The organism is Pseudomonas sp. 14P5.3.2, assembly GCF_057799175.1.
This window is the reverse complement of record NZ_JBYOKU010000023.1, coordinates 64,482-87,383: the sequence shown is the minus strand read 5'-3', so window position 1 is coordinate 87,383 and position 22,902 is coordinate 64,482. Positions and strand designations below refer to the sequence as shown.

The window sequence follows — 22,902 nt, the reverse complement described above, 5'->3', positions numbered from 1 at the left end:
GGAGGCCGAAGGACTCCCAATGCTGCCAAAATGGCTTTTGGGGCCGCTTCGCAGCCCAGCGGGAGCAAGCTCCCTCGCCACAAAGAAATAATTGCCTTCAGGGTTTGGCCAGCGCTGGGAGGTCGCCGGTCAACCCCAGCGCCTCACGCACAAACAACGCCTTCGCCTCGGGCATCTGCTCCACCAGCTTCAACCCGGCGTTGCGCAACCAGCGCAGCGGCAGCGGATCGGCCTGGAACAGACGCTCGAAGCCCTCCATCGCCGCCATCAACGCCAGGTTATGCGGCATGCGCCGGCGTTCGTAGCGGCTCAGCACTTTCACATCCGCCAGACGCTCGCCACGTTCGGCGGCCTGCAACAGCACTTCAGCCAGCACCGCCGCATCGAGGAAACCAAGGTTCACACCCTGCCCGGCCAACGGGTGAATGGTGTGCGCCGCGTCGCCGATCAGTGCCAGGCCTTCGGCCACGTAACGTTTGGCGTGGCGTTGACGCAACGGCACGCACAGGCGCGGATCAGCGCTGATCACCTCGCCCAGGCAGCCTTCGAACGCCCGCTCCAGTTCACGGCAGAACGCGGTTTCATCCAGCGCCATCAGGCGTTCGGCTTCACTCGGGGTGGTCGACCAGACAATCGAGCACCAGTCCTGCTGCCCGTCACGCTCCAGCGGCAGAAACGCCAGCGGCCCGTGATCGGTGAAGCGCTGCCATGCGGTCATCCGGTGTGGCTTGCTGCTGCGCACACTGGTGACGATGGCGTGGTGCAAGTAATCCCACTCGCGGGTGGCGACGCCGGTCAGGCGGCGCACCGCCGAGTTGGCGCCGTCCGCTGCAATCACCAGCGGCGCACGCAACTGGCGACCGTCGGCCAGGGTCAGCAGCCAGTCGTCGCCGGAGCGGCGCATCTGCTCCAGCCGTGCGTTGGCCAGCATGCCCAGATCGCAATCGTGCAAACGATCGAGCAAGGCATCCTGCACCACGCGGTTTTCGACGATATGACCGAGCACTTCGGCATGCACACTGCTCGCCGAAAAATGAATCTGTCCGGTGCCGCTGCCGTCCCACACGTGCATGTCGGTGTACGGGCTGCTGCGACGTTTGGCGATGCCGTCCCAGACGCCGAGACGTTCGAGAATCCGCTGGCTGGCCGCCGACAGCGCGCTGACCCGCGGCTCGAACGGCGCGTCGGCATCGAACGGTTTGACGCTCAGCGGGCTGCCGTCGAGCAGCAGCACTTCCAGGCCGCTGTCCTGCAACGCCAACGCAAGGGCGCTGCCGACCATTCCGGCTCCGACAATCAGCAGATCTGCGCGCATTTCCATGCTTTAAGCCTGTCTCGCTTGCGGCTTGAGCCGCACGTAAAGGGTTTTTCCGACTCGCGCCACGAGGTTGCCGGCGCCGTCATGAATGTCGACCTGCAATTGCGGCAGGTATTTCTCGCCACTGGCGGTCTGCCGGCGGATCTCGTCGAGCAGGGTGTCGTCGATGTTGAACCGGGCAAACACCGGGCCCTTGCCGGGGGCGATGAAATCGATGTCGGCCGCTTTGTCCCAGACGATGTAACGCGGCCCGAGGTTCTCCATCAACATCAGCATGTAGAACGGATCGACCATCGAGTACAGGCTGCCGCCAAACTGGGTGCCGACGTAGTTGCGGTTGTACCAGCCCAGCCCCATCGACACCTGAACGTCGCGAAAATCATCGCTGATGTGCCGCACCCGCACCCCGGAGCCGAGGTACGGTGGGTAGAAGGTCATCACCCAGCGCATCAAGCGCGCCTTGCCGAACGAACGGCTCAACCACTCAAGCATCCGGCCGCGTCCCCAGCCCCATGGCCTGACGGGCGAACCAGCGTTTGGCCGGCGGCAGCAGATCGAGGCCGAGCAGGCCGATGTTGCGCCCCAGCGAGACCAGCGGCTGGGTGCTGCCGAACAGTCGGGTGACCTGATCGGAGAAGCCCACGGTAAGCTCCTGGTCCAGGCGCTGTCGCTCGCGATACGCCTGCAATGTAGGGAAGTCGCCCAGCGGTTTGTCGCTGGCAAGCAGTGCGGCGGCCAGCGCATCGGCGTCGCGTAGCGACAGGTTGAAGCCCTGTCCGGCAATCGGGTGCAGGCTGTGCGCGGCATTGCCCAACACGGCCAGATGCGAGCGCACCTGCTCCTCGGCCTCGACCAGCGACAACGGATACAGATGCCGCGCACCGACCTGTTTCAAGGTGCCGAGGCGGTAGCCGAACACGCCTTGCAGTTCACTGAGGAAATCGCGTTCGCTCAAATCGGCCAAACGCTGCGCGTCCATGCCCAGACGGGTCCAGACCAGCGCGCAACGGTTGTCCGGCAGCGGCAGCAAGGCCATCGGCCCTTCGTCGGTGAAACGCTCGAAGGCCATGCCGTTGTGCGCTTCGCTCGGGGTGATGTTGGCGATCAGTGCGCTCTGGTTGTACGGACGCTTGCGCACGTTGATGCCCAGTTGCTCGCGCAGACCGGAGCGACCACCATCGGCGAGCACCGCCAGATCGCACTCGACGGTGGTTTCATCATTGAGGGTCAGGCGATAGCCGTCGGGCAGCGGCTCCATGCGCGTGACTTCCGCCGGGCAGCGCCAGCTGATCACGTCTTTATCCAGATGCTGCCACAGGCATTGGCCGAGCCAGGCGTTTTCCACCACGTAGCCCAAGGCCGGCACGCCCTCTTCCATCGCCGACAGACGAGCGGTGGAAAAGCGACCACGGTCGGAGACGTGAATCTGTTTGATCGGCTCGGCGCGGCGGGAAATGTCCTGCCACACGCCCAGCCGCTGATAGATCTGCCGCGAACCGAAGGACAGCGCCGACGAACGTGCGTCGTAGCTCGGCTGCCAGCTGTCGCCGGGGGCGAACGGTTCGATCAGGACGATTTTCCAGCCACGCGCCTTGGCCCCGGCCTGCAAGGCCAGCGCCAGGCTGGCGCCGACCAGGCCGCCACCGATGATTGCCAGATTGACTCGACTCATGCCGCGTGTGTCCGTGCTTGCGCCATCAGCGCTTCGATTTCGGCGACGGTTTTCGGTACGCCGCTGGTCAATATTTCACAACCGGTCTTGGTCACTACCACGTCATCCTCGATGCGCACGCCAATGCCGCGCCATTTCTTCGCTACGTTCTGGTTGTCCGGGGCGATGTAGATGCCCGGCTCGACGGTCAGCGCCATGCCGACCTCCAGCACCCGCCATTCGCCGCCGACCTTGTATTCGCCGACGTCGTGCACATCCATGCCCAGCCAATGGCCGGCACGGTGCATGTAAAACGCTTTATAGGCTTCGGTCGCGATCAACTCATCGACCTCGCCTTGCAGGATTCCGAGCTTGACCAGGCCTGCGGTAATCACCCTGACCGTGGCTTCGTGCGCCTGATTCCAGTTTTTGTTCGGGGCGATTTCAGCGAAGGCGGCTTCCTGCGAGGCCAGCACCAGTTCGTAGATCGCTTTCTGCTCGGGTGAAAACTTGCCGTTGACCGGCCAGGTGCGGGTGATGTCGCTGGCGTAGCAGTCGATCTCGCAACCGGCGTCGATCAACACCAGATCGCCGTCCTTGAGCAGCGCGTCATTCTGCTGGTAATGCAGGATGCAACTGTTGCGCCCGGCAGCGACGATCGAACCGTAGGCCGGCATCTTCGCCCCGCCCTTGCGGAATTCGTAATCGAGTTCGGCTTCCAGGCTGTACTCGTACAGTCCCGGCCGGCTGGCCTGCATCGCGCGGATATGCGCCTGAGCGGAAATCCGTGCGGCTTCGCGCATCACCTTCACTTCTGCCGCCGATTTATACAGGCGCATGTCGTGCAGCAGGTGATCCAGGGCAACGAATTCGTTCGGTGGCTGGGCGCCGAGGTGCGCCTTGGAACGGATCACGTTGATCCAGTCCATCAGATGCCGATCGAATTCCGGGTTGCTGCCCATTGCCGAATACACCCGGTCGCGGCCTTCGATCAGGCCCGGGAGGATGTCGTCAATGTCGGTAATGGGGAACGCGTCGTCGGCGCCGTAATCACGGATCGCGCCTTCCTGGCCCGCGCGCAGGCCGTCCCATAACTCGCGTTCGGCATTGCGTTCACGGCAGAACAGCACGTACTCGCCGTGCTCGCGGCCGGGCATCAGGACGATGACCGCCTGTGGCTCGGGGAATCCGCTGAGGTACTGGAAGTCGCTGTCCTGGCGGTAGACGTGCTCGACGTCGCGGTTGCGGATCGCGACCGCGGCGGCGGGCAGGATCGCGATGCTGTTGGGTTCCATCTGCGCCATCAGGGCCTTGCGGCGACGGCTGTATTCCGCTTTGGGGATATGGGTCATGGGCAGATGGCTTTCCCTGGCACGCGATTAATGCAGCGACGGCTTGGCGGCTGGCGGCACGTCGGCTTTCCTGGTTTCCGAGAACAGCAGCAGCGGCGCGACGCGCAGGTATTCCATGACTTCCATGTAGTCGCTTTCGCCGTCTTCGGATTCTTCCAGAGCGTCTTGCACCTGGGAGATCGCCGCCAGATCCTGCAGCACTTCGGTGGCTTCGGTACTGAGCATGCTGCTGTCGCGGCAGTTCAGGCCGAAACCGCTGAGGAAGCCCTGGCACCATTGGCCCAGTGCGGCGGCGCGGTCGGCCAGCGGTGCGTCATCGGTCGGCAGTAGCAGAACGACGGTGACGTCGCTGCCGGTCAACTCACCCTTGACCATCTCTTGCAGGCCGATCAGGGCGTTGCGGACGTTGTCCTGTGGCTCGGTTTCCAGAAGTTCGGCGGCATCGATCAGCCACTCGTCGGCGTTGAAGCCGGCACCGGCGCAGCTGCGGCCGAGCAGCAGGCCGTGCAGTTCGGCAGGCGAGACGTTGTGGCCGCTGGCAGTCAGCAGGGTGGCAAAGGCTTGGTACGGGGAATTCGCAATGGTCATGGGCAGCTAGGCGCCAGACGGCGCTATGTCTAGAATGAAGGCCTTGTATCCTACATCGACAGACTCGCCAAGACTATTAAAGGCTGTCCGCCAGCCAGGCGCCTGCCGCCCATCAGATGAATTCAGTGGACACAATGGAAGACACCGACCTGCAAGCGCTGATGGCCAGACTCGAAAAGCTGATTACCCGAGTCGAGCAACTAAAGAGTCAAAACGCACTCTTACTAGCTCAGGAAAAGACCTGGCGCGAGGAACGCGCTCACCTCATTGAAAAAAACGAAATCGCCCGGCGTAAGGTCGAATCGATGATTTCGCGCCTCAAGGCCCTGGAGCAAGACTCATGAGTTCAAGCAATAGCGTTACCGTGCAGATCCTCGACAAAGAATATTCGATCATCTGCCCCCAGGAAGAACGCAGCAATCTGGTCAGCGCCGCCCGCTACCTGGACGGCAAGATGCGCGAGATCCGCAGCAGCGGCAAAGTCATCGGCGCCGACCGTATTGCGGTGATGGCCGCGCTGAATATCACCCACGACCTCTTGCACAAAGAAGAGCGCCCGGACATCCAGGCCAGCGGCTCGACCCGTGAACAGGTGCGCGACTTGCTCGATCGTGTCGATCTGGTGCTGGCCGACGATCCGGACATCAGCAAGGGCTGATTCGCCAGGCCGCTTGAGGTATACTCGCCGCACTCCCTGGGGTGCTTGCCAGTTGACGATGTCCCTGAGCCGATTCGCACTACCCTGGAAGTTGCACGTTGGGCTGGTGTGCATGTCCGCCAGACGGAAAGCCTTAAAGTCTACTGCATCTTCCACCTTGAACTTTCGGGTTCAAGGGCTAAGTTGACAGCGGTTCATCCGGGGAGCCTGATTCGAATCCGATGCCGGTTTTTGCCGGCATCGGATTTTTTATGCGTGCGTTTTCGCCCTCACCTGCCGAAGCCGAACCATGACCGAACCTGCGCTGCTGCCCCGCCCGCAACTCCGCCGCCTGCTGCGCAAGGCGCGCCGCTCACTGACTCCCGGTGAACAACGGCAGGCCGCCAAAGGCTTGTTCCGCCAACTGGCGCAAGACCCGCACTTCCGCCGGGCCAGACACATCTCGCTGTACCTGCCCACCGATGGCGAAATCGATCCGCGCCTGCTGCTGCGCGAAGCCCAGCGCCGCGGCAAGGCCACCTACCTGCCGGTGCTCAGCGCCTGGCCGCGAACCAAAATGGTGTTCCAGCGGATTCGCCCCGGCGACAAGCTCAAGCCCAACCGCTTCCGCATTCTCGAACCACGAGCCAATCTGGCCCATCAGCGCAAGATCTGGACCCTGGATCTGGTGTTGTTGCCACTGGTGGGGTTTGACGATGTTGGCGGACGCCTGGGGATGGGCGGCGGATTCTACGATCGCAGTCTGGCGTACCTGGCCCGGCGCAAAAACTGGCGCAAGCCGACGTTGCTGGGCCTGGCCCATGAATGTCAGAAGGTCGAACGCCTGGCGCAGGCCAGCTGGGATGTACCGTTGCAAGGCACGGTCACCGATAAGGCGTGGTATTTCGCGGGATAGACGCCGCGCAGATCAGCGGCGTCGGGAAGGCAGTTTCAGCGCTTGAAGGCGCTCGACTGTTGGACCTGTTGCGCGACTTCAACCGGAGCATCGGTCTTGCTCGTCCACAGACTTTGCGCGTAACCGGTGGTCACGACGCCAAGGCCGAACAAAATAACCAAAGTCCATAGCAAATCCGGTTTGCGTTTCATCGATTGCCCCCCTCAAGGCACATCATCACGATGACAGCAGCGGTTTCCATTCGTAGGCCGTGCAGCAGCGTCAAGCTTTAAAGGCCGGCATTTTGCGACAACGTGAACCTCGGCGCAAACGCTGACGTCAACCGACCGTCGGTTTGTCATAAAATTGCCCGACAACCTGCCCAATGACCGCTTGAGGAGCAAAAGACATGGCCTATTGGCTGATGAAATCCGAGCCCGACGAACTCTCGATCAAAGATCTGGAGAAACTCGGCAAAGCGCGCTGGGACGGGGTTCGCAACTATCAGGCGCGCAATTTCCTGCGGGCGATGGCGGTCGGCGATGAGTTCTTTTTCTACCACTCCAGTTGTCCGGAGCCGGGTATCGCCGGAATCGGCAAAATAATCGAGGCGGCGTACCCGGATCCCACCGCACTGGAACCCGAGAGCCATTACTTCGACCCGAAGGCCACGCCAGAGAAAAACGCCTGGAGCGCAATCGATGTTGCACATGTCGAGACGTTTGCCCGGGTGCTGAAGCTCGATTATCTGAAACAGCAGACCGCCCTGGCTGAAATGCCGTTGGTGCAAAAAGGCAGTCGTCTATCGGTCATGCCGGTGACAGCCGAACAGTGGGCCGCCGTGCTCGGCTTGCGCTGAGAACTTGCCGGTCACGGTTTTTACCGACAAAAGGGGCTAGGCTTGACGCTCATTTGACTGACATCAAGCGAACGGAACGCTTGAACAGTCAGACTGCAAGCCACTGCCGCAGGATGCCCCCATGTCGACGCACAGCCGTTCTTCACTTGTATACGCCGGTTCGCTCCTGGTGTTACTCGCCGCCGCTGGCGGATTGGGTTACTGGATGTCCATCAGCAGCCGCCTGGTCGAAGGGCTGTCGATGGGCAACGGGAGGCTGGAAGCCACCGAAGTGCAGATCGCCAGCAAGACTCCCGGGCGCCTCGCCGAGGTGCTTGTGGATGAAGGCGACAAGGTCAGTAAAGGGCAACTGCTGGCGCGCATGGACACCCGAACCCTCGAAGCCCAGCGCAATCAGGCCGAAGCCGAAGTGTTGCGCGCCCGGGAAAATCTCAACGCCGCTCAGGCCAATGTGCAATTGCGCCAGAGTGAGCTGTTGTTGGCCCAGCAAGAGCTCGGGCGTTCGCAATCACTGTTCAAGCACGGTTATGTCAGCGCGCAAATCATCGATCAACTGCAGTCACGTCTTGGCACCGGTAATGCCGCCGTTGTCGCCGCCCGGGCCCAGGTGTCTGCTGTCAGTGCGGCGATTGGCGCGGCACAGGCTCAAGTCGCGCAGTTGACCAGCGAAATTGACGACAGCAGTCTGCGCGCGCCGATTGATGGCGTGATCCAGCTGCGCATGGCCGAGCCCGGCGAAGTGCTGGGGGCCGGGGGCCGGGTCTTGCTGCTGATCGATCCCAACGACCAGTACATGAACCTCTATCTGTCAGCCGCGGTGGCCGGACGCCTGGCGGTGGGCGACGAGGCGCGAGTGCTGCTCGATGCCTTGCCCGATAAACCGCTGCCGGCAAAAATCAGTTTCGTCGCGGCCAAATCGCAGTTCACCCCCAAAGAGGTCGAGACCCGGGACGAGCGGCAAAAACTGGTGTTCCGCGTCAAGCTGCGCCTGGTCCAGCCCAGCGCCGTGCCGCAGGCCAAACCCGGCATGCCCGGCGCCGGCTACGTGCGGATCGCGCCCGTCGAATGGCCGGCCAATCTGCAATGAGCGGCCTTGCGGTTCAAGCGAACGGTATCGCCCACCGCTACGGCAAACAGCAAGCGCTGAGCGACATTGCCTTCAGCTTGCCCACCGGCACCCGCTGCGGGCTGATCGGCCCCGATGGTGCGGGCAAGTCCAGCCTGCTGGGATTGATTGCCGGCGTGAAGACCTTACAGCAAGGGCAACTGGAGGTGCTCGGTGGCGCGATCGAGGATCGCCGGCATCGCGACACACTCTATGCGCGCATCGCCTTCATGCCGCAGGGGCTGGGCGGCAACTTGTACCCCGAGCTGTCGATCCGCGAAAACATCCAGTTCTTTTCGACGTTGTTCGGCCTGTCCAAGGCTGAAAGCGAGCAACGCATGCATAGCCTGCTGCTCGCCACGGATCTGCTGAAGTTCGCCGAGCGCCCCGCCGGCAAGTTGTCCGGCGGCATGAAGCAGAAACTCGGGCTGTGCTGCGCGCTGATCCATGAACCGGATCTGCTGATCCTCGATGAGCCTACCACCGGCGTCGACCCGCTCTCGCGCCGGCGCTTCTGGGAGTTGGTCGACGATGTGCGACGCCAGCGCCCGCAACTGACGCTGCTGGTTGCCACGGCCTATATGGAAGAAGCCGAGCAGTTCGAGCATTGCCTGATGCTCGACGCCGGCAAGTTGATCGCCACCGGCCTGAGTCGTGAGCTGGCGACCGTCACCTCCAGCGGCAAGCTCGACGACGCCTTCACTCATTTTCAGGGTGACAGCCATCACGACGCTCAACCGCTGGTGATTCCACCGCGCACCGGCAACAGCAGCGACATCGCCATCGAAGCCCACGATCTGACGCTGCGCTTCGGCGATTTCACCGCTGTGGATCACGTCAGTTTTGCCATTGGGCGTGGCGAAATTTTCGGCTTTCTTGGCTCCAACGGCTGCGGCAAGACCACCACCATGAAAGTCCTGACCGGGTTAATGCCGGCCAGCGAAGGCAGTGCAACGCTGCTCGGCAACCCGGTGAACGCCAAGGATCTGGCCACGCGCAAGCGGGTCGGCTTCATGTCGCAGAGTTTTTCGCTGTATGGCGAACTGAGTGTGCGGCAGAACCTCGAGCTGCACGCGCGGCTGTTCGATCTGCCAAAAACCGAGAGTGCACAACGCATCGAGGCATTGATTCAGCGCTTCAATCTGCTTGCTGTCGCCGACCAGCCTTCCGGGGCGTTGCCATTGGGACTGCGCCAACGTCTGTCATTGGCGGTGGCGGTGCTGCACCGCCCGGAAGTGCTGATCCTCGATGAGCCGACTTCCGGCGTCGATCCGGCGGCTCGCGATGACTTCTGGCGACTGTTGATCGAGTTGTCCCGCGAGCAAGGCGTGACGATCTTCCTCTCCACGCACTTCATGAACGAAGCGCAGCGCTGCGACCGCATCTCACTGATGCACGCCGGCAAGGTCCTCGCGTGCGACACCCCGGCGGCGCTGCAACGCCAGTTTGCGGGAGAGACGCTGGAAGCGGCCTTCGTCACCTGCCTGGAACAGGCTCAGGGTGCTCAGGCATCAGCGCCTGTGACCGAGCCGCAAATGGCGCCGCCAAGCGCTGCGACAACCCCCGTGCCCCAGCACGGTTTCAGCCTCGGTCGCCTGTTGGCCGTGGCCAGTCGCGAAGGCAAGGAGCTGCTGCGCGACAAAGTGCGCATGGCGTTCGCCTTGGCCGGGGCGATTTTCATGATGGTGATCTTCGGTTACGGCATCTCGCTGGACGTGGAAAACCTCGCGTTCGCCGTGTACGACCAGGATCAGACACCGCAAAGCCGAGCTTATCTGGAGGCGTTTCGCGGCTCCCGGTACTTCGACGAACAGCCGGCCATTCATGACCCGCAGGAACTGCACCGGCGCCTGCAACGCTCGGAAATAAAACTGGTGCTGGAGATTCCCCCCGGATTCGGCCGCGATCTGTACGCCGGGCGCCAACCCGCCGTGGCGGCGTGGCTGGATGGCGGCATGCCGTTTCGCGCCGAAACCAGCCGTAACTATGTTGAAGCCGTGCACCTGGGCAATCTGCAACAGCTGGCCGAGCAGAGCAGCCCCGCGCTGGCCCACCCGGCGGCCGCTAGTCTGGAAACCCGCTTTCGCTACAACCAGGACGTGGTCAGCGTCAACGCCATCGGCCCCGGGGTCATGGCGCTGATCCTCGCCTTCATTCCGGCGATGCTCACGGCGCTGGGCATCGTCCGCGAAAAGGAGCTGGGGTCGATCACCAATTTCTACGCCACGCCCCTGACCCGTCTGGAGTTTCTGCTGGGCAAACAGGCGCCGTACCTGCTAGTCAGTCTGGTCAACCTCGCAGTGCTGGTGGCGATGAATCGCTGGCTGTTCGGCGTGCCGTTCAAGGGCAGCCTGCTGACGCTGGCATTCGGCGGACTGCTGTATGTGTTGGCCACCACCAGCATGGGCCTGCTGATTTCGGCATTCACCCGCACACAAATCGCCGCGATCCTCGGCACCATGATCATCACCAGCCTGCCGACCATCCAGTTCTCCGGATTGATCGTGCCGCGCTCTTCACTGGAAGGTGCGGCAGCAGTGATGGGCATGCTGTTTCCGGCGGGGCACTTCCTCGACATTGCGGTGGGCACGTTCACCAAAGCACTGGACCTGCGTCAGCTGTGGCCGCAGTGCCTGGCGCTGTTCGGGTTCTTTGTCGGGTTCACCGGGCTGAGCCTGATCATGCTGAAAAAGCAGGAGGCCTGATGCACAAGTTCGCGCACATCCTGCGTCTGGGACTCAAGGAACTGACCAGCCTGCGCCATGACAGCGTGTTGCTGCTGTTCCTGTTCTACGCTTTCACTGTGGCGATCTACATGCCCGCCGCCGGTTCGGTGATCGGCGTGCACAACGCCAGCGTGGCCATCGTCGACGAAGACCACAGCGCCCTTTCACGCCAATTGGCCCAGGCCCTGCAGCCGCCGGAATTCCAGACGCCGGTGCTGCTGCCTTACGCGCAACTGGATCAGGTCATGGACAGCGGTCAGTACACCTTCGTGATCAATATTCCGGCGGGCTTTCAAACCGACTTGCTCGCCGCGCGGCAACCGGCAATTCAGGTCAACGTCGATGCCACAGCCATGAGCCAAGCGTTCATGGGCGCCGGCTACATCGGCCGGATCTTCCAGCGCGAATTGCTCGACTATGCCGGTCAGGGCAACGCAGCGGCCAAGGCGCCCGTGCAACTGACTACTCGCGCCCTGTTCAACACCAATCTGGAGGGTGGCTGGTTTCTGGCGGTGATTCAGATCGTCAACAACATCACCATTCTGGCGATCATCCTCACCGGCACGGCGCTGCTGCGCGAACGCGAACACGGCACGCTCGACCATTTACTGGTGCTGCCGCTGACGGCGCTGGAAATCATGCTGGCGAAAATCTGGAGCAACCTGCTGGTGGTGGTGCTGTGCACCTGGCTGTCGCTGGAGGTAGTGGTCAAAGGCGCGTTGGGCGTGCCGTTGGCCGGCTCGATGAGCCTGTTTTTGCTGGTGACTGCGGTTTATCTGTTTGCCAGTACCGCGCTGGGCATTTTTCTGGCGACGCTGGCGCGTTCGACGCCGCAGTTCGGTCTGCTGGCGATTCCGGTGATCATCCCGATGTTGCTGCTGTCCGGCGGCAGCACGCCATTGGACAGCATGCCGCAGTGGCTGCAATGGGTCATGCAGGGCTCGCCGTCCACACACTTTGTCAGCCTCAGCGCCGCGATTCTGTTTCGCGATGCCGGGCTGAGCGTGGTCTGGCCGGACTTGCTGGCGCTGACGGTTATCGGCCTGCTGTTCTTCGTCATCGCATTGGCGCGCTTTCGCAAAAGCCTGGCGTCCTGAACAGCGGCCAGCGTGGTTACTGAATGATCAAGTTGTTGAACAACAGATCTTCAACCACCGGTTTGCCGGTCTCGTCATTCATCACTTGCTGAGTCTGCTTCAGGGCTTCCTGACGCAGTTTCTCCTTGCCTTCGATGCTGCCCATCGCCTCGGTCGTCTGCTGGGTAAACAGCGCCACCAGTTGATTGCGGATCAGCGGCTCGTTGGCCTTGACCAGTTTGGTCGCCTCGTCGCCCGTCACACGCAGCGCCACGTCGGCCTTGTAGACCTTCAGCTTGGGCGTGCCGTCCAGCCCGTAGTTACCCACGAACGGCGGGTTCAGGGTGATGTAGTTGACCTTCGGCGCCTCGCCTTCTTTGGCTTCTTCGGCCAGCGCTGCCACAGGCAGAGACAGGGCCAGCAACAACATGATCCACGCTTTCACAATTCGCTCCTTATCCGGTTTGCGGCCTAGCATAACGACCCGCCGCGCAAGCACAAGCTTATGGCTGACTATCAGGGCCGGGCATGCTCGTTGACCCGTTGACTGACACACCTACACTTATCGGCCATCACTCCCAAAGGAATAGCCCTGATGAAAGCCGTGCTGTGCAAAGCCTTCGGCCCTGCCGAATCGCTGGTACTGGAAGACGTCGCCAGTCCTGTCGCGAAGAAGAACGAAATCCTGCTGGAGGTGCACGCCGCCGGGGTCAACTTCCCGGACACGCTGATCATCGAGGGCAAGTATCAGTTCAAGCCGCCCTTCCCGTTTTCTCCGGGGGGCGAAGCGGCCGGCGTGGTCAGCGCCGTCGGTGAGAAAGTCAGCCATCTGAAAGTCGGCGACCGGGTCATGGCCCTGACCGGCTGGGGCAGCTTCGCCGAACAGGTCGCCGTGCCGGGCTACAACGTGCTGCCGATCCCGACGTCGATGGATTTCAATACCGCTGCGGCGTTCAGCATGACCTACGGCACTTCGATGCACGCCCTCAAGCAGCGCGCGAACCTGCAACCGGGCGAGACCCTGCTGGTGCTCGGCGCTTCCGGCGGCGTCGGTCTGGCGGCGGTGGAAATCGGCAAAGCCATGGGCGCCCGGGTGATTGCCGCCGCCAGCAGCGCGGAAAAACTCGCCGTGGCCAAGGCCGCCGGCGCCGATGAATTGATCAACTACAGCGAAACCAGCCTCAAGGACGAAATCAAACGCCTTACCGATGGCCAGGGCGCCGACGTGATCTACGACCCGGTCGGCGGTGACCTGTTTGACCAGGCCATCCGCGCCATCGCCTGGAACGGCCGCCTGCTGGTGGTCGGCTTCGCCAGCGGGCGCATCCCCGAACTGCCGGTCAACCTCGCCCTGCTCAAGGGCGCGGCAGTGGTCGGCGTGTTCTGGGGCTCCTTCGCCCAGCGCCAGCCGCAGGACAACGCGGCGAACTTCCAGCAGTTGTTCAGTTGGTTCGCCGAGGGCAAGTTGAAACCGCTGGTGTCGCAGGTGTATACGCTGAGCAACGCGGCGCAGGCGATCAATGATCTGGGGCAACGCAAGGCTGTGGGCAAGGTGGTGGTGCAGGTGCGCTGAGTTTTTCAGGCCGGTGACTTCCCGCAACCGGCTTGAGCCGCGCACAGCAGCGACGCAGCGTCACCCTCAACGGCGCTGCGTCGCCACCTGTCAAAGCAAATCACGAACCTCCCCCGGCAGAAAACTCATGTATCTACGCGTAGGGTTTTCCCGGCAGCCCCTGACGATCATCGGTACGCGCCGGTTCATCTCGGCGATGATCGCCAGTCGCTGCTCATAGGCCAACTGACTCTTGTGGATCACGTTCGAAATGTACGCACGGGTGTAGTCGAACACCTTCGCGTCAACCAACGCGTGCTCTGGCATGTTTCTGAAACCGCCATTGATGACGTGACACTTAACTGACTTCAGCCACTGATTGATGTCGATCGGCTGATCCAGATCCAGGCGAAAGACTATCGGCGCAACGACCGACTGCTCCGCCGGCCGCTCTCCCGCTACCGTCCAGGGTTTGAATCGCCACTGTGTTACCGCATCTTTGACCACCTCGGCCAGGTCGGGATGAGCACTTTGCACAATGTTGATCCCGCTGACCGAACCATCCGCCTTGACGATGAAGCTGACCCTGACCTCGCCTTCGACCCCGGCTCTGGACAACACCTTGGGGTAAAACGGCATGGGATTGTTTTCGGGTATGAGCAACCCTTCCGCTGCCAGCGCGAGGCTGAAGATCATCAATAAAAGCCCAGCAAAAAACCATCGCATGATCCCGCCCCTTCCCTAGTGAAATGCCTGTTCGGCAACTACAGAAAGGTTACGGAGCAAGGTCCTTTAACTGAATGGCGCAGCTTCGCTTTACGATGCAGGACTTTTCCTGATCTCGGTGGGAATTCTGGCCAGCCCCCTGCGCAAAGGGCTTCAGGTACATTTTCTGACGGACTTTTAACCGCCGTTTGCACCAGTGAGGTCGCCCGGCAACAGGTGTTCCTGCACTTTATGGCTGCGAGACGGGATCAGTCGCCCGTTCTCATCGAAGCGCAGGACGATCAGCCAGTCGAATACATCATCCGGCCATTTTTCCTGTCCCATCAGCGCTGTCGCGTCGCCGCCGAAAGCCTTGATCAGCTTATTGATATGGCCGTGATGCCAGGCGATCAGCACCGTTGGCGCCTGATTGCTCTTGCGCAACAAGCCGACCAGTTGATGGAGATCGCCATTGATGTAGGGCTGCTCGATCGGCAGTTTCAAACGCTCGGACAGCGGCGTCAGCGTCAGGCGCGAACGCGAACTCTCCGGGGTGTCGCCGGCAGCGATCAAGCGCTGGGGGGTGAGCGTCTGGCCGTCGAGTTTCAGCGGATTGAAATAGTCGACGTAGGCGGCCGCACGCTGTTCGCCGCGGGCATTGAGTAGCGATCCCGCATCCGGCTTTTCCGCGTGCCGAATGATCAGCACCGTGGCGTTGCGCAGACCGGAATGGGCCGGATGATCAGTGACGATCAAGATCAGCATGACAACGGCGATTCCAGCCGCCACCAAAAATCTCGGCACCAACATGCGAACCTTCAGTGACATTTCTTATCTCGGCTGATCAATCGGCTGAACGGGCCGCGAGTCTAAGTCACCCAATGTTGATAAGGGGTGAAAACGCCCTGTTCTTACAGCTGAGCGACAGGTTCGTAAAAGAACGTGCGACTTCCAACATTTTCCGCTGTTTTGCCGATGCGAACCGGTGCTATTTTCGGTAACGAAACTGTAACATTCGCATCCGCAGTCAAAACAAGAAATCTGGAGCTCTTGAATGTTTGCTTTCTTTCGACCTGCCGCACATCAGGCTCCATTGCCTGAAGAAAAAATAGACAGTACTTACCGACGCCTGCGCTGGCAGATCTTCGCCGGTATCTTCTTTGGTTACGCCGGTTACTACCTGCTGCGCAAAAACTTCTCGCTGGCCATGCCGTACCTGATCGACGAGGGCTACAGCCGTGGCGATCTGGGTCTGGCGATGTCGGCCATCGCCATTGCCTACGGCCTGTCCAAGTTCCTGATGGGCCTGGTCTCCGACCGTTCCAACCCGCGCTACTTCCTGCCGTTCGGTCTGCTGGTGTCGGCGGGAGTGATGTTCATTTTCGGTTTCGCGCCGTGGGCGACGTCCAGCGTGACCATGATGTTCATCCTGCTGTTCATCAACGGCTGGGCCCAGGGCATGGGCTGGCCGCCGAGCGGTCGCACCATGGTGCACTGGTGGTCGCAGAAGGAACGTGGCGGCGTGGTTTCGGTATGGAACGTGGCGCATAACGTCGGCGGCGGCCTGATCGGCCCGCTGTTCCTGATCGGCATGGGCCTGTTCAATGACTGGCACGCAGCCTTCTACGTTCCGGCAGCGGTGGCGCTGGGCGTGGCGGTGTTTGCCTTCATCACCATGCGCGACACCCCGCAATCGGTCGGCCTGCCGCCGATCGAAAAGTACAAGAACGACTACCCGGAAGGCTACGACGCCAGCCACGAAGACGAATTCAGTGCCAAGGAAATCTTCGTCAAATACGTGCTGCGCAACAAAATGCTCTGGTACATCGCCATGGCCAACGTCTTCGTCTACCTGCTGCGTTACGGCGTACTGGACTGGGCGCCGACCTACCTGAAAGAAGCCAAGCACTTCGACGTCGACAAGACTTCGTGGGCCTACTTCTTCTACGAATGGGCGGGCATTCCGGGCACGCTGCTGTGCGGCTGGATGTCGGACAAGATCTTCCGTGGCAACCGTGGCCTGACCGGCATGGTGTTCATGGCGCTGGTGACCGTTGCGACCCTGGTTTACTGGCTGAATCCGGCCGGCAACCCGACCGTGGACATGATCGCGCTGTTCTCCATCGGCTTCCTGATCTACGGCCCGGTGATGCTGATCGGCCTGCAGGCGCTGGAACTGGCACCGAAGAAAGCCGCCGGTACGGCAGCGGGCTTTACCGGTCTGTTCGGCTATCTGGGTGGTTCGGTCGCGGCAAGTGCGGCGATGGGCTACACCGTTGACCACTTCGGCTGGGACGGTGGTTTCGTGCTGCTGGTGGGCGCTTGCCTGCTGTCGATGGCCTTCCTGGCGCCGACGCTATGGCACAAACAAGTCGCCAGTCAGAGTCGTGAAGCCGTCGCCTGATCGGCTTTTGACTGACAGCGCTTGAGCCGCGCCTCCAGATTTCGATCCGGCATGGCGTGGCTGCGCAGGGCGTGGGCAGTCTGCTCGACATAATCGCGAGTGGTGCCGTAGCGCCCGCAAGCGCTTTCGAACACCTGACTCAGCACATGATCCGGCAAGTTGCCGGCATAGCTGGGCAGGTGTCGCTCCAAAACAAACCCCAACGCCTGAACCTGGCTACCGTCCTCAAGACGGCAGTTGAGCCAGTGCGGGCGATAGGACGGGAACGGCATCTCGCGTTTCCACAGTGCGTACAGCGCAGCGTCGAGATTCTCTTCCGGTAGCCGATAGGCGAAGCCGCTGCACGAACCGCCGCGATCCAGACCGAACACCAGCCCGGGCATTTCCGGCGTCCCACGGTGCTCGTGCGACCACAGATACAAACCGCGATGATAGCCATGCACCCGCCCGCGCACTCGCTCCACCGCCGAACATTCCGGGCGCCAGATCAGCGACCCGTAGGCGAACAGCCACACCGGCCCGCCCTTGTGGCGCGCCATGGTCGATTGCATGGAAGCGAGAAGTTGTTCGTGAGTGAGCTGCGGCCCCAGATCGAGCCGCGGAGGATAAGCCAGATTCAGAAAAGCAGATTCTATGGCTGTCATGACGGAAGTGTTCGGCCCCGCAAGTATTACAAGATGTAAGCGCAATTCGTTCGATAGAACATATAGCAGTAAATCTAAAACGAAAAGTGCTAAAGGATGTATGACCTGCTCGATAGCGCTAAATCGGGTGTATCAGTCAACGCTATGCGGTTTCATATAGCCTAATACCATTGCCGAAATATCTTAAATACCCGAATGAAATATGCATAAGCCTTCGCTTGTTCAGGATTGGTTCAAGAAAGCGCAGGAATCTTCCTACTAAACTGTCGGACTTTCTGTCTTTCCCGTCGCTGAACGCCTACGTATAACGGCCTTCCTCTGGCGCAAGCCATCCCGTTTAACCGAGGCTGCACAATGAAGAAACCAAAGCTTTTGGCCGCATTGCTATTGATTCAAACCGACCAGGCGCTGGCCGAGGATGACACTCAAAAAGACCAGGGCTTCTGGTATGCACAGACCAGTGTCTACACCCGACATTATTCGCCCGACCCCGAACACAATAATCATCAGGACTTGATCGGCATCGAACGCAATCAGGCTTCCGGCTGGGTATTTGGCGGGGCAACTTTCCGTAACTCGTTCCGCCAGCGATCGAATTACGCCTATGCCGGCAAACGCTATGACAGCAGCGAGTATCCGGTGTATCTGAAAGTCACGGGTGGGCTGTTGCAGGGCTATCGCGGTGATTACAAGGACAAGATTCCGTTGAACCGCTACGGCGTTGCGCCGGTGATCATTCCGTCCGTCGGCACTCACTACGGCCCATTGGCCGCCGAGCTGGTGTTTCTCGGCGCCAATGCGGCGATGGTGACGACCGGCGTGCGTTTCTAAGGGCGCGGCTCAATTCGCACGGATCAGGATCGAGGCGCGTAGGCAAATACGTCGGCGCGCATCTGGTGTGCATCCATGCCGGCTTCAACTAACGCATCCAGCGTGCCATAGACCATCGCCGGCGAGCCGCTGGCGTAGACGTGCAGGGACTTCAGATCGGCGAAGTCTTCACACACGGCCTGGTGCAACATCCCGCAGCGCCCTTCCCAACCGCACTGGTCGCTGACGACTTTGTGCAGGAACAGATTGGGCAGCTTCAACCATTCGTCCCAATGCTCGATCTCGTAGAAATCTTCCGGACGGCGTACACCCCAATACAGATGCACCGGGTGTTTGAAGCCGTTGGCACGGCAGTGTTCGATCAGGCTGTGGATCTGGCCCATGCCGGTACCGGCGGCGATCAGCACCAGCGGCCCGTCGGGCAATTCGGCGAGGTGAGTGTCACCGAACGGCAATTCGACGCGCACCAGCGGGTTGCGCTGCAGTTGCTCGATCAGACTCAGGGCACTGGCTTCGCGGGCCAGTACGTGGATTTCCAGATCGCGCCCGCCGTGCGGCGCCGAGGCCATGGAGAACGCCGACTTCTCGCCGCTCTCACGCTCGATCATCAGGTACTGCCCGGCGTGATAACGCGGCGGCTTGCCGGCCGGCGCCCGCAGACGCACGCGCCAGGTGTCGCCGCCGACGTCCCGGCATTCGATGACCTGACACGACAGGCTGCGCACCGGCAGTTCTCCCAACGCGAGCACGCCATCCCACAGCAGGATGCAATCTTCCAGCGGCTCGGCTATGCAAGTGTAGAACTCGCCGTGGTCGTGCACCTTGCCGGCCTGTTCGACCCGGCCTTCCACCAGCAGCGCCGCACACACATGGCAATTACCGTTGCGGCAGCTTTGCGGGCAGTCGTAGCCCAGGCGCCGCGCACCATCGAGAATCCGCTCACCGGGCCGTATCTCAAGCACCGCTCCGGAGGGCTGCAGGGTTACACGCATCAATCTATTCCTAACTGATTCCAGATGGCATCGATCCGCTGGGTGACGGCGTCGTCCTTGACGATCACACGGCCCCACTCGCGAGTGGTTTCGCCCGGCCACTTGTGGGTGGCATCCAGGCCCATTTTCGAGCCCAGGCCGGACACCGGAGAGGCGAAGTCGAGGTAGTCGATCGGCGTGTTGTCGATCATCACCGTGTCGCGCTTGGGATCCATGCGCGTAGTGATGGCCCAGATCACGTCGTTCCAGTCCCGGGCGTTGATATCGTCGTCAGTGACGATAACGAACTTGGTGTACATGAACTGTCGCAAAAACGACCAGACGCCGAGCATCACGCGCTTGGCATGCCCCGGATACGACTTCTTCATCGTTACCACGGCCATGCGGTACGAGCAGCCTTCGGGCGGCAGGTAGAAGTCGGTGATTTCCGGAAACTGCTTCTGCAGGATCGGCACGAACACTTCGTTCAGCGCCACGCCGAGAATTGCCGGCTCATCCGGCGGACGACCGGTGTAGGTGCTGTGGTAGATCGGCTTGATCCGGTGGGTGATGCGTTCGACGGTGAACACCGGGAAGCTGTCGACTTCGTTGTAGTAACCGGTGTGGTCGCCGTACGGGCCTTCGTCGGCCATTTCGCCCGGATGGATCACGCCTTCGAGGATGATCTCGGCAGTGGCCGGCACTTGCAGGTCGTTGCCACGGCATTTGACCAATTCGGTGCGGTTACCGCGCAACAGACCGGCGAAAGCGTATTCGGAAAGGCTGTCCGGCACTGGCGTCACTGCACCGAGAATGGTCGCCGGGTCTGCACCCAGCGCCACGGACACCGGGAACGGCTGACCCGGGTGCTTCTCGCACCACTCACGGAAGTCCAGCGCACCGCCACGGTGGCTGAGCCAGCGCATGATCACCTTGTTGCGGCCGATCACTTGCTGCCGGTAGATACCGAGGTTCTGGCGGTCCTTGTTCGGGCCTTTGGTGACGGTCAGGCCCCAGGTGATCAGCGGGCCGACGTCGCCAGGCCAGCAGGTCTGCACCGGCAGCATCGCCAGGTCGACGTCGTCGCCTTCGATGACCACTTCCTGGCACACCGCGTCTTTGACGACTTTCGGCGCCATCGAAATGATCTTGCGGAAGATCGGCAGTTTCGACCACGCGTCCTTCAGGCCCTTCGGCGGCTCCGGCTCCTTGAGGAAGGCCAGCAGCTTGCCGATCTCGCGCAGCTCGCTGACCGACTCGGCGCCCATGCCCATGGCCACCCGCTCAGGAGTGCCGAACAGGTTGCCGAGCACCGGAATGTCGTAACCGGTGGGTTTCTCGAACAGCAGCGCCGGGCCCTTGGCCCGCAGTGTGCGGTCGCACACCTCGGTCATCTCCAGCACCGGCGAGACGGGAATCTGGATGCGTTTCAACTCTCCGCGCTGCTCAAGCTGCTGCACGAAATCCCGAAGATCCTTGAATTTCATTGACGATGGCACCCTCAAAATAGGCGTACATCCTACCTGCTATGCAGCCCTGTGGCAGCCTGTCGCTGCTTACTTGGCTGCATTCGTCTGCGCTTTGCCAAGGTTTTCCCGGGCTTGCAGGCCGATAAACAGCGGCTCAAGGATCGGCGCCACAAACCGCGCACCAACTTCGGACAGGTGATTGTCATCGGTGTACAGCGAATACCCACCGAGTTCGGCGTGGCACAGGCCCTTGTCATCACACAGCCGCGGTGCCGGATCGACCACGCGCACCGCCGGATCATTCTGCGCCAACTGCGCGAACAACTGGCTGATGAACACCTGACGCTTGTGGTGCGCCTCGACGGCCAGACCGACGTCATCCACCGGACGATCGAGCATCGCCAGCCGCGTCAGCCGATACGGCGGGCTGAACGCCTGCAACGGCGCCTCTTTCACCAGCCATACGCGATACCCGGCCGCACGCAATTGCGCCACGCGAGTGCGCAGGCCTGCGGCAAAACGCTGCTCGGCCTCGGCGCGATCGTAACGGCCGTCCGGTGTTCTCAGCACATGACCGAGATCGCCCTTGGCGTCGCCGTACAGGTACAGGCTCCAGCGGGCGACCAGCACCACATCGCTGATCGCCTGGGTTTTCAGCCCCTGCTCGACCCGCTTGTTGAAGCGCGCACAGACTCCGTCGTACTCCAATCCATCAACCGGAATGCAACCAGGAGAACTGGCAAGGATCACGTTGACGCCATGGGCCTTGGCACCGTCATCGAACACCGGGATCAGTGCCGTGGCATGGCTGTCGCCCCAGACCAGTGCCCGGGTCGGTAGATCCTTCACGCCGTAATGGCAGAACAGTTTGTCGTCAGGCGTCTTGTCATCCGCCAGACACGCCATCAGCTCCGGTCGCCACTCGCGGCCCTTGGCGTATTGCAGGGCCTGCTCGGACAAGCGCCATGGCAGGCCATCGGTCCAGCGCAAGGCTTGCCCGGCCAGACCGAGCAGCAGAATCCCGCAGAAACCAGCCAGCAGAATCTGCCGGCGCCCGGCGAGCAAGCGCCGTTCACGGAACGGTGTTTCGACGAATTTCCACGACAGATAACCCAGCACCAGGGTCAGCAGGATCAACCCGGCCGTATCGAGCGCGCCCGGCTCATCGACGCTGGCGTAGCTGGAGAACACGAACACCGGCCAGTGCCACAGGTACCAGGAATAGGAGATCAGCCCGAGACCAACCATCACCCGACTGCTCAACAATTGGCCCACCAGGGTTTCGCGATGACCGTTGGCCAGAATCAGCAGCACCACGCCCAGTACCGGCAGCAACGCCGTGACACCCGGGAACGGCGTCGACTTGTCATAGGCAAACACCGCCAGCAGGATCAACCCCATGCCGAGCAGGCTCAAGGCCTGGGCAGCCATTGGCTTCAAGCGCCAGGCGTGTTGCGGTGCAACCGCCAGCATCGCCCCGGCGAGCAGTTCCCAGGCGCGCATCGGCAGCAGGAAGAAGGCTTTTTCCGGGTGATGATGGATCGCCCACACACTCAGCCCGAACGACACCAGCAGCACGCCGAACAGTGCCAGCCGCCAGTGTTTCAGGCGACTGGATAGCAACGTCAGCAGCAGCGGGAAGAAGATGTAGAACTGCTCCTCCACCGCCAGCGACCAAGTGTGCAACAACGGTTTGAGGTCGGAGGCGACATCAAAGTAGCCGTCCTGACGCATGAACAGGAGGTTCGAGACGAACGTCACCTGATAGCGCACCGAGCGCCCCAGTTCTTCGTAATCCTTGGGCGCCAGCAGGAACCAGCCCACCGCCAGCACCGCAATGATCATCGCAAACAGCGCCGGCAGGATGCGCCGCGCACGCCGCGCCCAGAACTCGACGAAACTGAAACGCCCCGCCTGACGCTGGTTCCAGATGATCGAGGTGATGAGGTAGCCGGAGATCACGAAGAACACGTCCACGCCGACAAAACCGCCGGTAAACCCCGGGACGCCAAAATGGAACAGCACCACGGCGATCACCGCGACTGCCCGCAAGCCGTCGATATCCCTTCGATAAGCGAGTGTGCTCATAAAATCTTTAATGCCAATCAGGTGGTTATTT

At 61.5% G+C, this 22,902-nt stretch carries 23 protein-coding genes and 1 other RNA gene; 11 read left to right on the top strand and 13 right to left on the bottom strand.

The window, feature by feature from the left end; genetic code table 11:
• Nucleotides 1–97: 97 nt before the first annotated feature.
• Genes AC27VU_RS18945 through AC27VU_RS18925 form a run of 5 tightly spaced genes read right to left on the bottom strand, consistent with a single transcriptional unit; the run spans nucleotide 98 to nucleotide 4,909 of the window.
• Complete coding sequence (locus AC27VU_RS18945) at nucleotides 98–1,315, bottom strand: 2-octaprenyl-3-methyl-6-methoxy-1,4-benzoquinol hydroxylase (protein WP_488724654.1); 1,218 nt, start codon at nucleotides 1,313–1,315, stop codon at nucleotides 98–100.
• 9 nt (nucleotides 1,316–1,324) lie between these two features.
• Nucleotides 1,325–1,810 (bottom strand): DUF4442 domain-containing protein, encoded by a 486-nt coding sequence (locus AC27VU_RS18940; protein WP_103483640.1) that lies wholly within the window; start codon nucleotides 1,808–1,810, stop codon nucleotides 1,325–1,327.
• Nucleotides 1,803–2,990, bottom strand: a complete 1,188-nt coding sequence (ubiH, locus tag AC27VU_RS18935; protein ID WP_003229299.1) for a 2-octaprenyl-6-methoxyphenyl hydroxylase — start codon at nucleotides 2,988–2,990, stop codon at nucleotides 1,803–1,805. Before ubiH ends, AC27VU_RS18940 begins: the two co-directional genes overlap by 8 nt.
• On the bottom strand, nucleotides 2,987–4,321 hold the full coding sequence (gene pepP / locus AC27VU_RS18930; RefSeq protein ID WP_103483641.1) for a Xaa-Pro aminopeptidase: 1,335 nt from the start codon (nucleotides 4,319–4,321) through the stop codon (nucleotides 2,987–2,989). The genes ubiH and pepP overlap by 4 nt, the downstream gene beginning before the upstream one ends.
• 27 nt (nucleotides 4,322–4,348) lie before the next feature.
• The gene (locus tag AC27VU_RS18925; protein ID WP_103483642.1) at nucleotides 4,349–4,909 is read right to left on the bottom strand and encodes a YecA/YgfB family protein; all 561 of its coding nucleotides are present in this window, start codon (nucleotides 4,907–4,909) and stop codon (nucleotides 4,349–4,351) included.
• A 134-nt stretch (nucleotides 4,910–5,043) separates the two neighbouring features.
• On the opposite strand from AC27VU_RS18925, the gene AC27VU_RS18920 reads away from it, so the two are divergent.
• The 4 genes from AC27VU_RS18920 (at nucleotide 5,044) to AC27VU_RS18905 (ending at nucleotide 6,462) form a co-directional block, all read left to right on the top strand.
• Nucleotides 5,044–5,253 carry a TIGR02449 family protein gene (locus tag AC27VU_RS18920; RefSeq protein WP_103483758.1) on the top strand — a complete coding sequence of 70 codons (210 nt, stop codon included), beginning with the start codon at nucleotides 5,044–5,046 and terminating at the stop codon, nucleotides 5,251–5,253.
• Nucleotides 5,250–5,567, top strand: coding sequence for a cell division protein ZapA (locus tag AC27VU_RS18915; RefSeq protein ID WP_007967943.1), 318 nt, complete (start codon nucleotides 5,250–5,252; stop codon nucleotides 5,565–5,567). Before AC27VU_RS18920 ends, AC27VU_RS18915 begins: the two co-directional genes overlap by 4 nt.
• Before the next feature lie 30 nt (nucleotides 5,568–5,597).
• Nucleotides 5,598–5,776, top strand: a non-coding RNA gene (gene ssrS / locus AC27VU_RS18910) — 6S RNA.
• Between the two features lie 80 nt (nucleotides 5,777–5,856).
• Nucleotides 5,857–6,462 (top strand): 5-formyltetrahydrofolate cyclo-ligase, encoded by a 606-nt coding sequence (locus tag AC27VU_RS18905; RefSeq protein ID WP_095137625.1) that lies wholly within the window; start codon nucleotides 5,857–5,859, stop codon nucleotides 6,460–6,462.
• Between the two features lie 35 nt (nucleotides 6,463–6,497).
• Here the strand turns inward: AC27VU_RS18905 and AC27VU_RS18900 are convergent, their stop codons facing one another.
• The gene (locus AC27VU_RS18900) at nucleotides 6,498–6,653 is read right to left on the bottom strand and encodes a hypothetical protein (protein WP_367086142.1); all 156 of its coding nucleotides are present in this window, start codon (nucleotides 6,651–6,653) and stop codon (nucleotides 6,498–6,500) included.
• 197 nt (nucleotides 6,654–6,850) lie between these two features.
• On the opposite strand from AC27VU_RS18900, the gene AC27VU_RS18895 reads away from it, so the two are divergent.
• The 4 genes from AC27VU_RS18895 (at nucleotide 6,851) to AC27VU_RS18880 (ending at nucleotide 12,228) form a co-directional block, all read left to right on the top strand.
• Nucleotides 6,851–7,300: an EVE domain-containing protein gene (locus AC27VU_RS18895; RefSeq protein WP_003229310.1), complete on the top strand. Its 450-nt coding sequence runs from the start codon at nucleotides 6,851–6,853 to the stop codon at nucleotides 7,298–7,300.
• Between the two features lie 121 nt (nucleotides 7,301–7,421).
• On the top strand, nucleotides 7,422–8,387 hold the full coding sequence (locus AC27VU_RS18890; RefSeq protein ID WP_226500853.1) for an HlyD family secretion protein: 966 nt from the start codon (nucleotides 7,422–7,424) through the stop codon (nucleotides 8,385–8,387).
• The gene (gene rbbA, locus AC27VU_RS18885; protein ID WP_488724648.1) at nucleotides 8,384–11,110 is read left to right on the top strand and encodes a ribosome-associated ATPase/putative transporter RbbA; all 2,727 of its coding nucleotides are present in this window, start codon (nucleotides 8,384–8,386) and stop codon (nucleotides 11,108–11,110) included. Before AC27VU_RS18890 ends, rbbA begins: the two co-directional genes overlap by 4 nt.
• Nucleotides 11,110–12,228, top strand: a complete 1,119-nt coding sequence (locus AC27VU_RS18880; protein WP_488724647.1) for an ABC transporter permease — start codon at nucleotides 11,110–11,112, stop codon at nucleotides 12,226–12,228. Before rbbA ends, AC27VU_RS18880 begins: the two co-directional genes overlap by 1 nt.
• Nucleotides 12,229–12,244: 16 nt before the next feature.
• Here AC27VU_RS18880 and AC27VU_RS18875 read toward each other — a convergent pair whose 3' ends face one another.
• Complete coding sequence (locus AC27VU_RS18875; RefSeq protein ID WP_103519715.1) at nucleotides 12,245–12,652, bottom strand: flagellar basal body-associated protein FliL; 408 nt, start codon at nucleotides 12,650–12,652, stop codon at nucleotides 12,245–12,247.
• Between the two features lie 150 nt (nucleotides 12,653–12,802).
• On the opposite strand from AC27VU_RS18875, the gene AC27VU_RS18870 reads away from it, so the two are divergent.
• Nucleotides 12,803–13,780 (top strand): NADPH:quinone oxidoreductase family protein, encoded by a 978-nt coding sequence (locus AC27VU_RS18870; protein WP_488724646.1) that lies wholly within the window; start codon nucleotides 12,803–12,805, stop codon nucleotides 13,778–13,780.
• 90 nt (nucleotides 13,781–13,870) lie between these two features.
• On the opposite strand, the gene AC27VU_RS18865 is transcribed toward AC27VU_RS18870, so the two are convergent.
• Together AC27VU_RS18865 and AC27VU_RS18860 are read right to left on the bottom strand one after the other, a co-directional pair.
• Nucleotides 13,871–14,485, bottom strand: a complete 615-nt coding sequence (locus tag AC27VU_RS18865; RefSeq protein ID WP_488724645.1) for an energy transducer TonB — start codon at nucleotides 14,483–14,485, stop codon at nucleotides 13,871–13,873.
• Nucleotides 14,486–14,662: 177 nt separating this feature from the next.
• A complete protein-coding gene (locus AC27VU_RS18860; RefSeq protein WP_488724644.1) occupies nucleotides 14,663–15,292 on the bottom strand; it encodes a flagellar basal body-associated protein FliL in 630 nt (209 codons plus the stop codon).
• Between the two features lie 226 nt (nucleotides 15,293–15,518).
• Between AC27VU_RS18860 and glpT the strand changes: the two genes are divergently transcribed.
• The gene (glpT, locus tag AC27VU_RS18855; protein WP_003229323.1) at nucleotides 15,519–16,868 is read left to right on the top strand and encodes a glycerol-3-phosphate transporter; all 1,350 of its coding nucleotides are present in this window, start codon (nucleotides 15,519–15,521) and stop codon (nucleotides 16,866–16,868) included.
• Here glpT and AC27VU_RS18850 read toward each other — a convergent pair.
• Nucleotides 16,844–17,512, bottom strand: coding sequence for a gamma-glutamylcyclotransferase (locus tag AC27VU_RS18850; RefSeq protein WP_045122668.1), 669 nt, complete (start codon nucleotides 17,510–17,512; stop codon nucleotides 16,844–16,846). The two genes, glpT and AC27VU_RS18850, sit on opposite strands and share 25 nt — an antisense overlap.
• 354 nt (nucleotides 17,513–17,866) lie before the next feature.
• On the opposite strand from AC27VU_RS18850, the gene AC27VU_RS18845 reads away from it, so the two are divergent.
• Nucleotides 17,867–18,343: a sn-glycerol-3-phosphate transporter gene (locus AC27VU_RS18845; RefSeq protein ID WP_488724643.1), complete on the top strand. Its 477-nt coding sequence runs from the start codon at nucleotides 17,867–17,869 to the stop codon at nucleotides 18,341–18,343.
• A 23-nt stretch (nucleotides 18,344–18,366) separates the two neighbouring features.
• Here AC27VU_RS18845 and AC27VU_RS18840 read toward each other — a convergent pair whose 3' ends face one another.
• The 3 genes from AC27VU_RS18840 to AC27VU_RS18830 all read right to left on the bottom strand — a co-directional run bounded on the left by AC27VU_RS18840 (nucleotide 18,367) and on the right by AC27VU_RS18830 (nucleotide 22,871).
• Nucleotides 18,367–19,335: a CDP-6-deoxy-delta-3,4-glucoseen reductase gene (locus AC27VU_RS18840; protein WP_103483652.1), complete on the bottom strand. Its 969-nt coding sequence runs from the start codon at nucleotides 19,333–19,335 to the stop codon at nucleotides 18,367–18,369.
• Nucleotides 19,335–20,801: a 4-hydroxy-3-polyprenylbenzoate decarboxylase gene (gene ubiD / locus AC27VU_RS18835; protein ID WP_003229330.1), complete on the bottom strand. Its 1,467-nt coding sequence runs from the start codon at nucleotides 20,799–20,801 to the stop codon at nucleotides 19,335–19,337. The genes AC27VU_RS18840 and ubiD overlap by 1 nt, the downstream gene beginning before the upstream one ends.
• A gap of 69 nt (nucleotides 20,802–20,870) precedes the next feature.
• Nucleotides 20,871–22,871, bottom strand: coding sequence for an acyltransferase family protein (locus tag AC27VU_RS18830; protein WP_488724642.1), 2,001 nt, complete (start codon nucleotides 22,869–22,871; stop codon nucleotides 20,871–20,873).
• Between the last annotated feature and the right edge of the window lie 31 nt (nucleotides 22,872–22,902).

Bases quoted from the DNA above. Each gene is read 5' to 3' on its own strand.
- AC27VU_RS18945 (WP_488724654.1), bottom strand. From the start codon at position 1,315: ATGCGCGCAGATCTGCTGATTGTCGGAGCCGGAATGGTCGGCAGCGCC.
- AC27VU_RS18940 (WP_103483640.1), bottom strand. From the start codon at position 1,810: ATGCTTGAGTGGTTGAGCCGTTCGTTCGGCAAGGCGCGCTTGATGCGC.
- ubiH (WP_003229299.1), bottom strand. From the start codon at position 2,990: ATGAGTCGAGTCAATCTGGCAATCATCGGTGGCGGCCTGGTCGGCGCC.
- pepP (WP_103483641.1), bottom strand. From the start codon at position 4,321: ATGACCCATATCCCCAAAGCGGAATACAGCCGTCGCCGCAAGGCCCTG.
- AC27VU_RS18925 (WP_103483642.1), bottom strand. From the start codon at position 4,909: ATGACCATTGCGAATTCCCCGTACCAAGCCTTTGCCACCCTGCTGACT.
- AC27VU_RS18920 (WP_103483758.1), top strand. From the start codon at position 5,044: ATGGAAGACACCGACCTGCAAGCGCTGATGGCCAGACTCGAAAAGCTG.
- AC27VU_RS18915 (WP_007967943.1), top strand. From the start codon at position 5,250: ATGAGTTCAAGCAATAGCGTTACCGTGCAGATCCTCGACAAAGAATAT.
- AC27VU_RS18905 (WP_095137625.1), top strand. From the start codon at position 5,857: ATGACCGAACCTGCGCTGCTGCCCCGCCCGCAACTCCGCCGCCTGCTG.
- AC27VU_RS18900 (WP_367086142.1), bottom strand. From the start codon at position 6,653: ATGAAACGCAAACCGGATTTGCTATGGACTTTGGTTATTTTGTTCGGC.
- AC27VU_RS18895 (WP_003229310.1), top strand. From the start codon at position 6,851: ATGGCCTATTGGCTGATGAAATCCGAGCCCGACGAACTCTCGATCAAA.
- AC27VU_RS18890 (WP_226500853.1), top strand. From the start codon at position 7,422: ATGTCGACGCACAGCCGTTCTTCACTTGTATACGCCGGTTCGCTCCTG.
- rbbA (WP_488724648.1), top strand. From the start codon at position 8,384: ATGAGCGGCCTTGCGGTTCAAGCGAACGGTATCGCCCACCGCTACGGC.
- AC27VU_RS18880 (WP_488724647.1), top strand. From the start codon at position 11,110: ATGCACAAGTTCGCGCACATCCTGCGTCTGGGACTCAAGGAACTGACC.
- AC27VU_RS18870 (WP_488724646.1), top strand. From the start codon at position 12,803: ATGAAAGCCGTGCTGTGCAAAGCCTTCGGCCCTGCCGAATCGCTGGTA.
- AC27VU_RS18865 (WP_488724645.1), bottom strand. From the start codon at position 14,485: ATGCGATGGTTTTTTGCTGGGCTTTTATTGATGATCTTCAGCCTCGCG.
- AC27VU_RS18860 (WP_488724644.1), bottom strand. From the start codon at position 15,292: ATGTCACTGAAGGTTCGCATGTTGGTGCCGAGATTTTTGGTGGCGGCT.
- glpT (WP_003229323.1), top strand. From the start codon at position 15,519: ATGTTTGCTTTCTTTCGACCTGCCGCACATCAGGCTCCATTGCCTGAA.
- AC27VU_RS18850 (WP_045122668.1), bottom strand. From the start codon at position 17,512: ATGACAGCCATAGAATCTGCTTTTCTGAATCTGGCTTATCCTCCGCGG.
- AC27VU_RS18845 (WP_488724643.1), top strand. From the start codon at position 17,867: ATGAAGAAACCAAAGCTTTTGGCCGCATTGCTATTGATTCAAACCGAC.
- AC27VU_RS18840 (WP_103483652.1), bottom strand. From the start codon at position 19,335: ATGCGTGTAACCCTGCAGCCCTCCGGAGCGGTGCTTGAGATACGGCCC.
- ubiD (WP_003229330.1), bottom strand. From the start codon at position 20,801: ATGAAATTCAAGGATCTTCGGGATTTCGTGCAGCAGCTTGAGCAGCGC.
- AC27VU_RS18830 (WP_488724642.1), bottom strand. From the start codon at position 22,871: ATGAGCACACTCGCTTATCGAAGGGATATCGACGGCTTGCGGGCAGTC.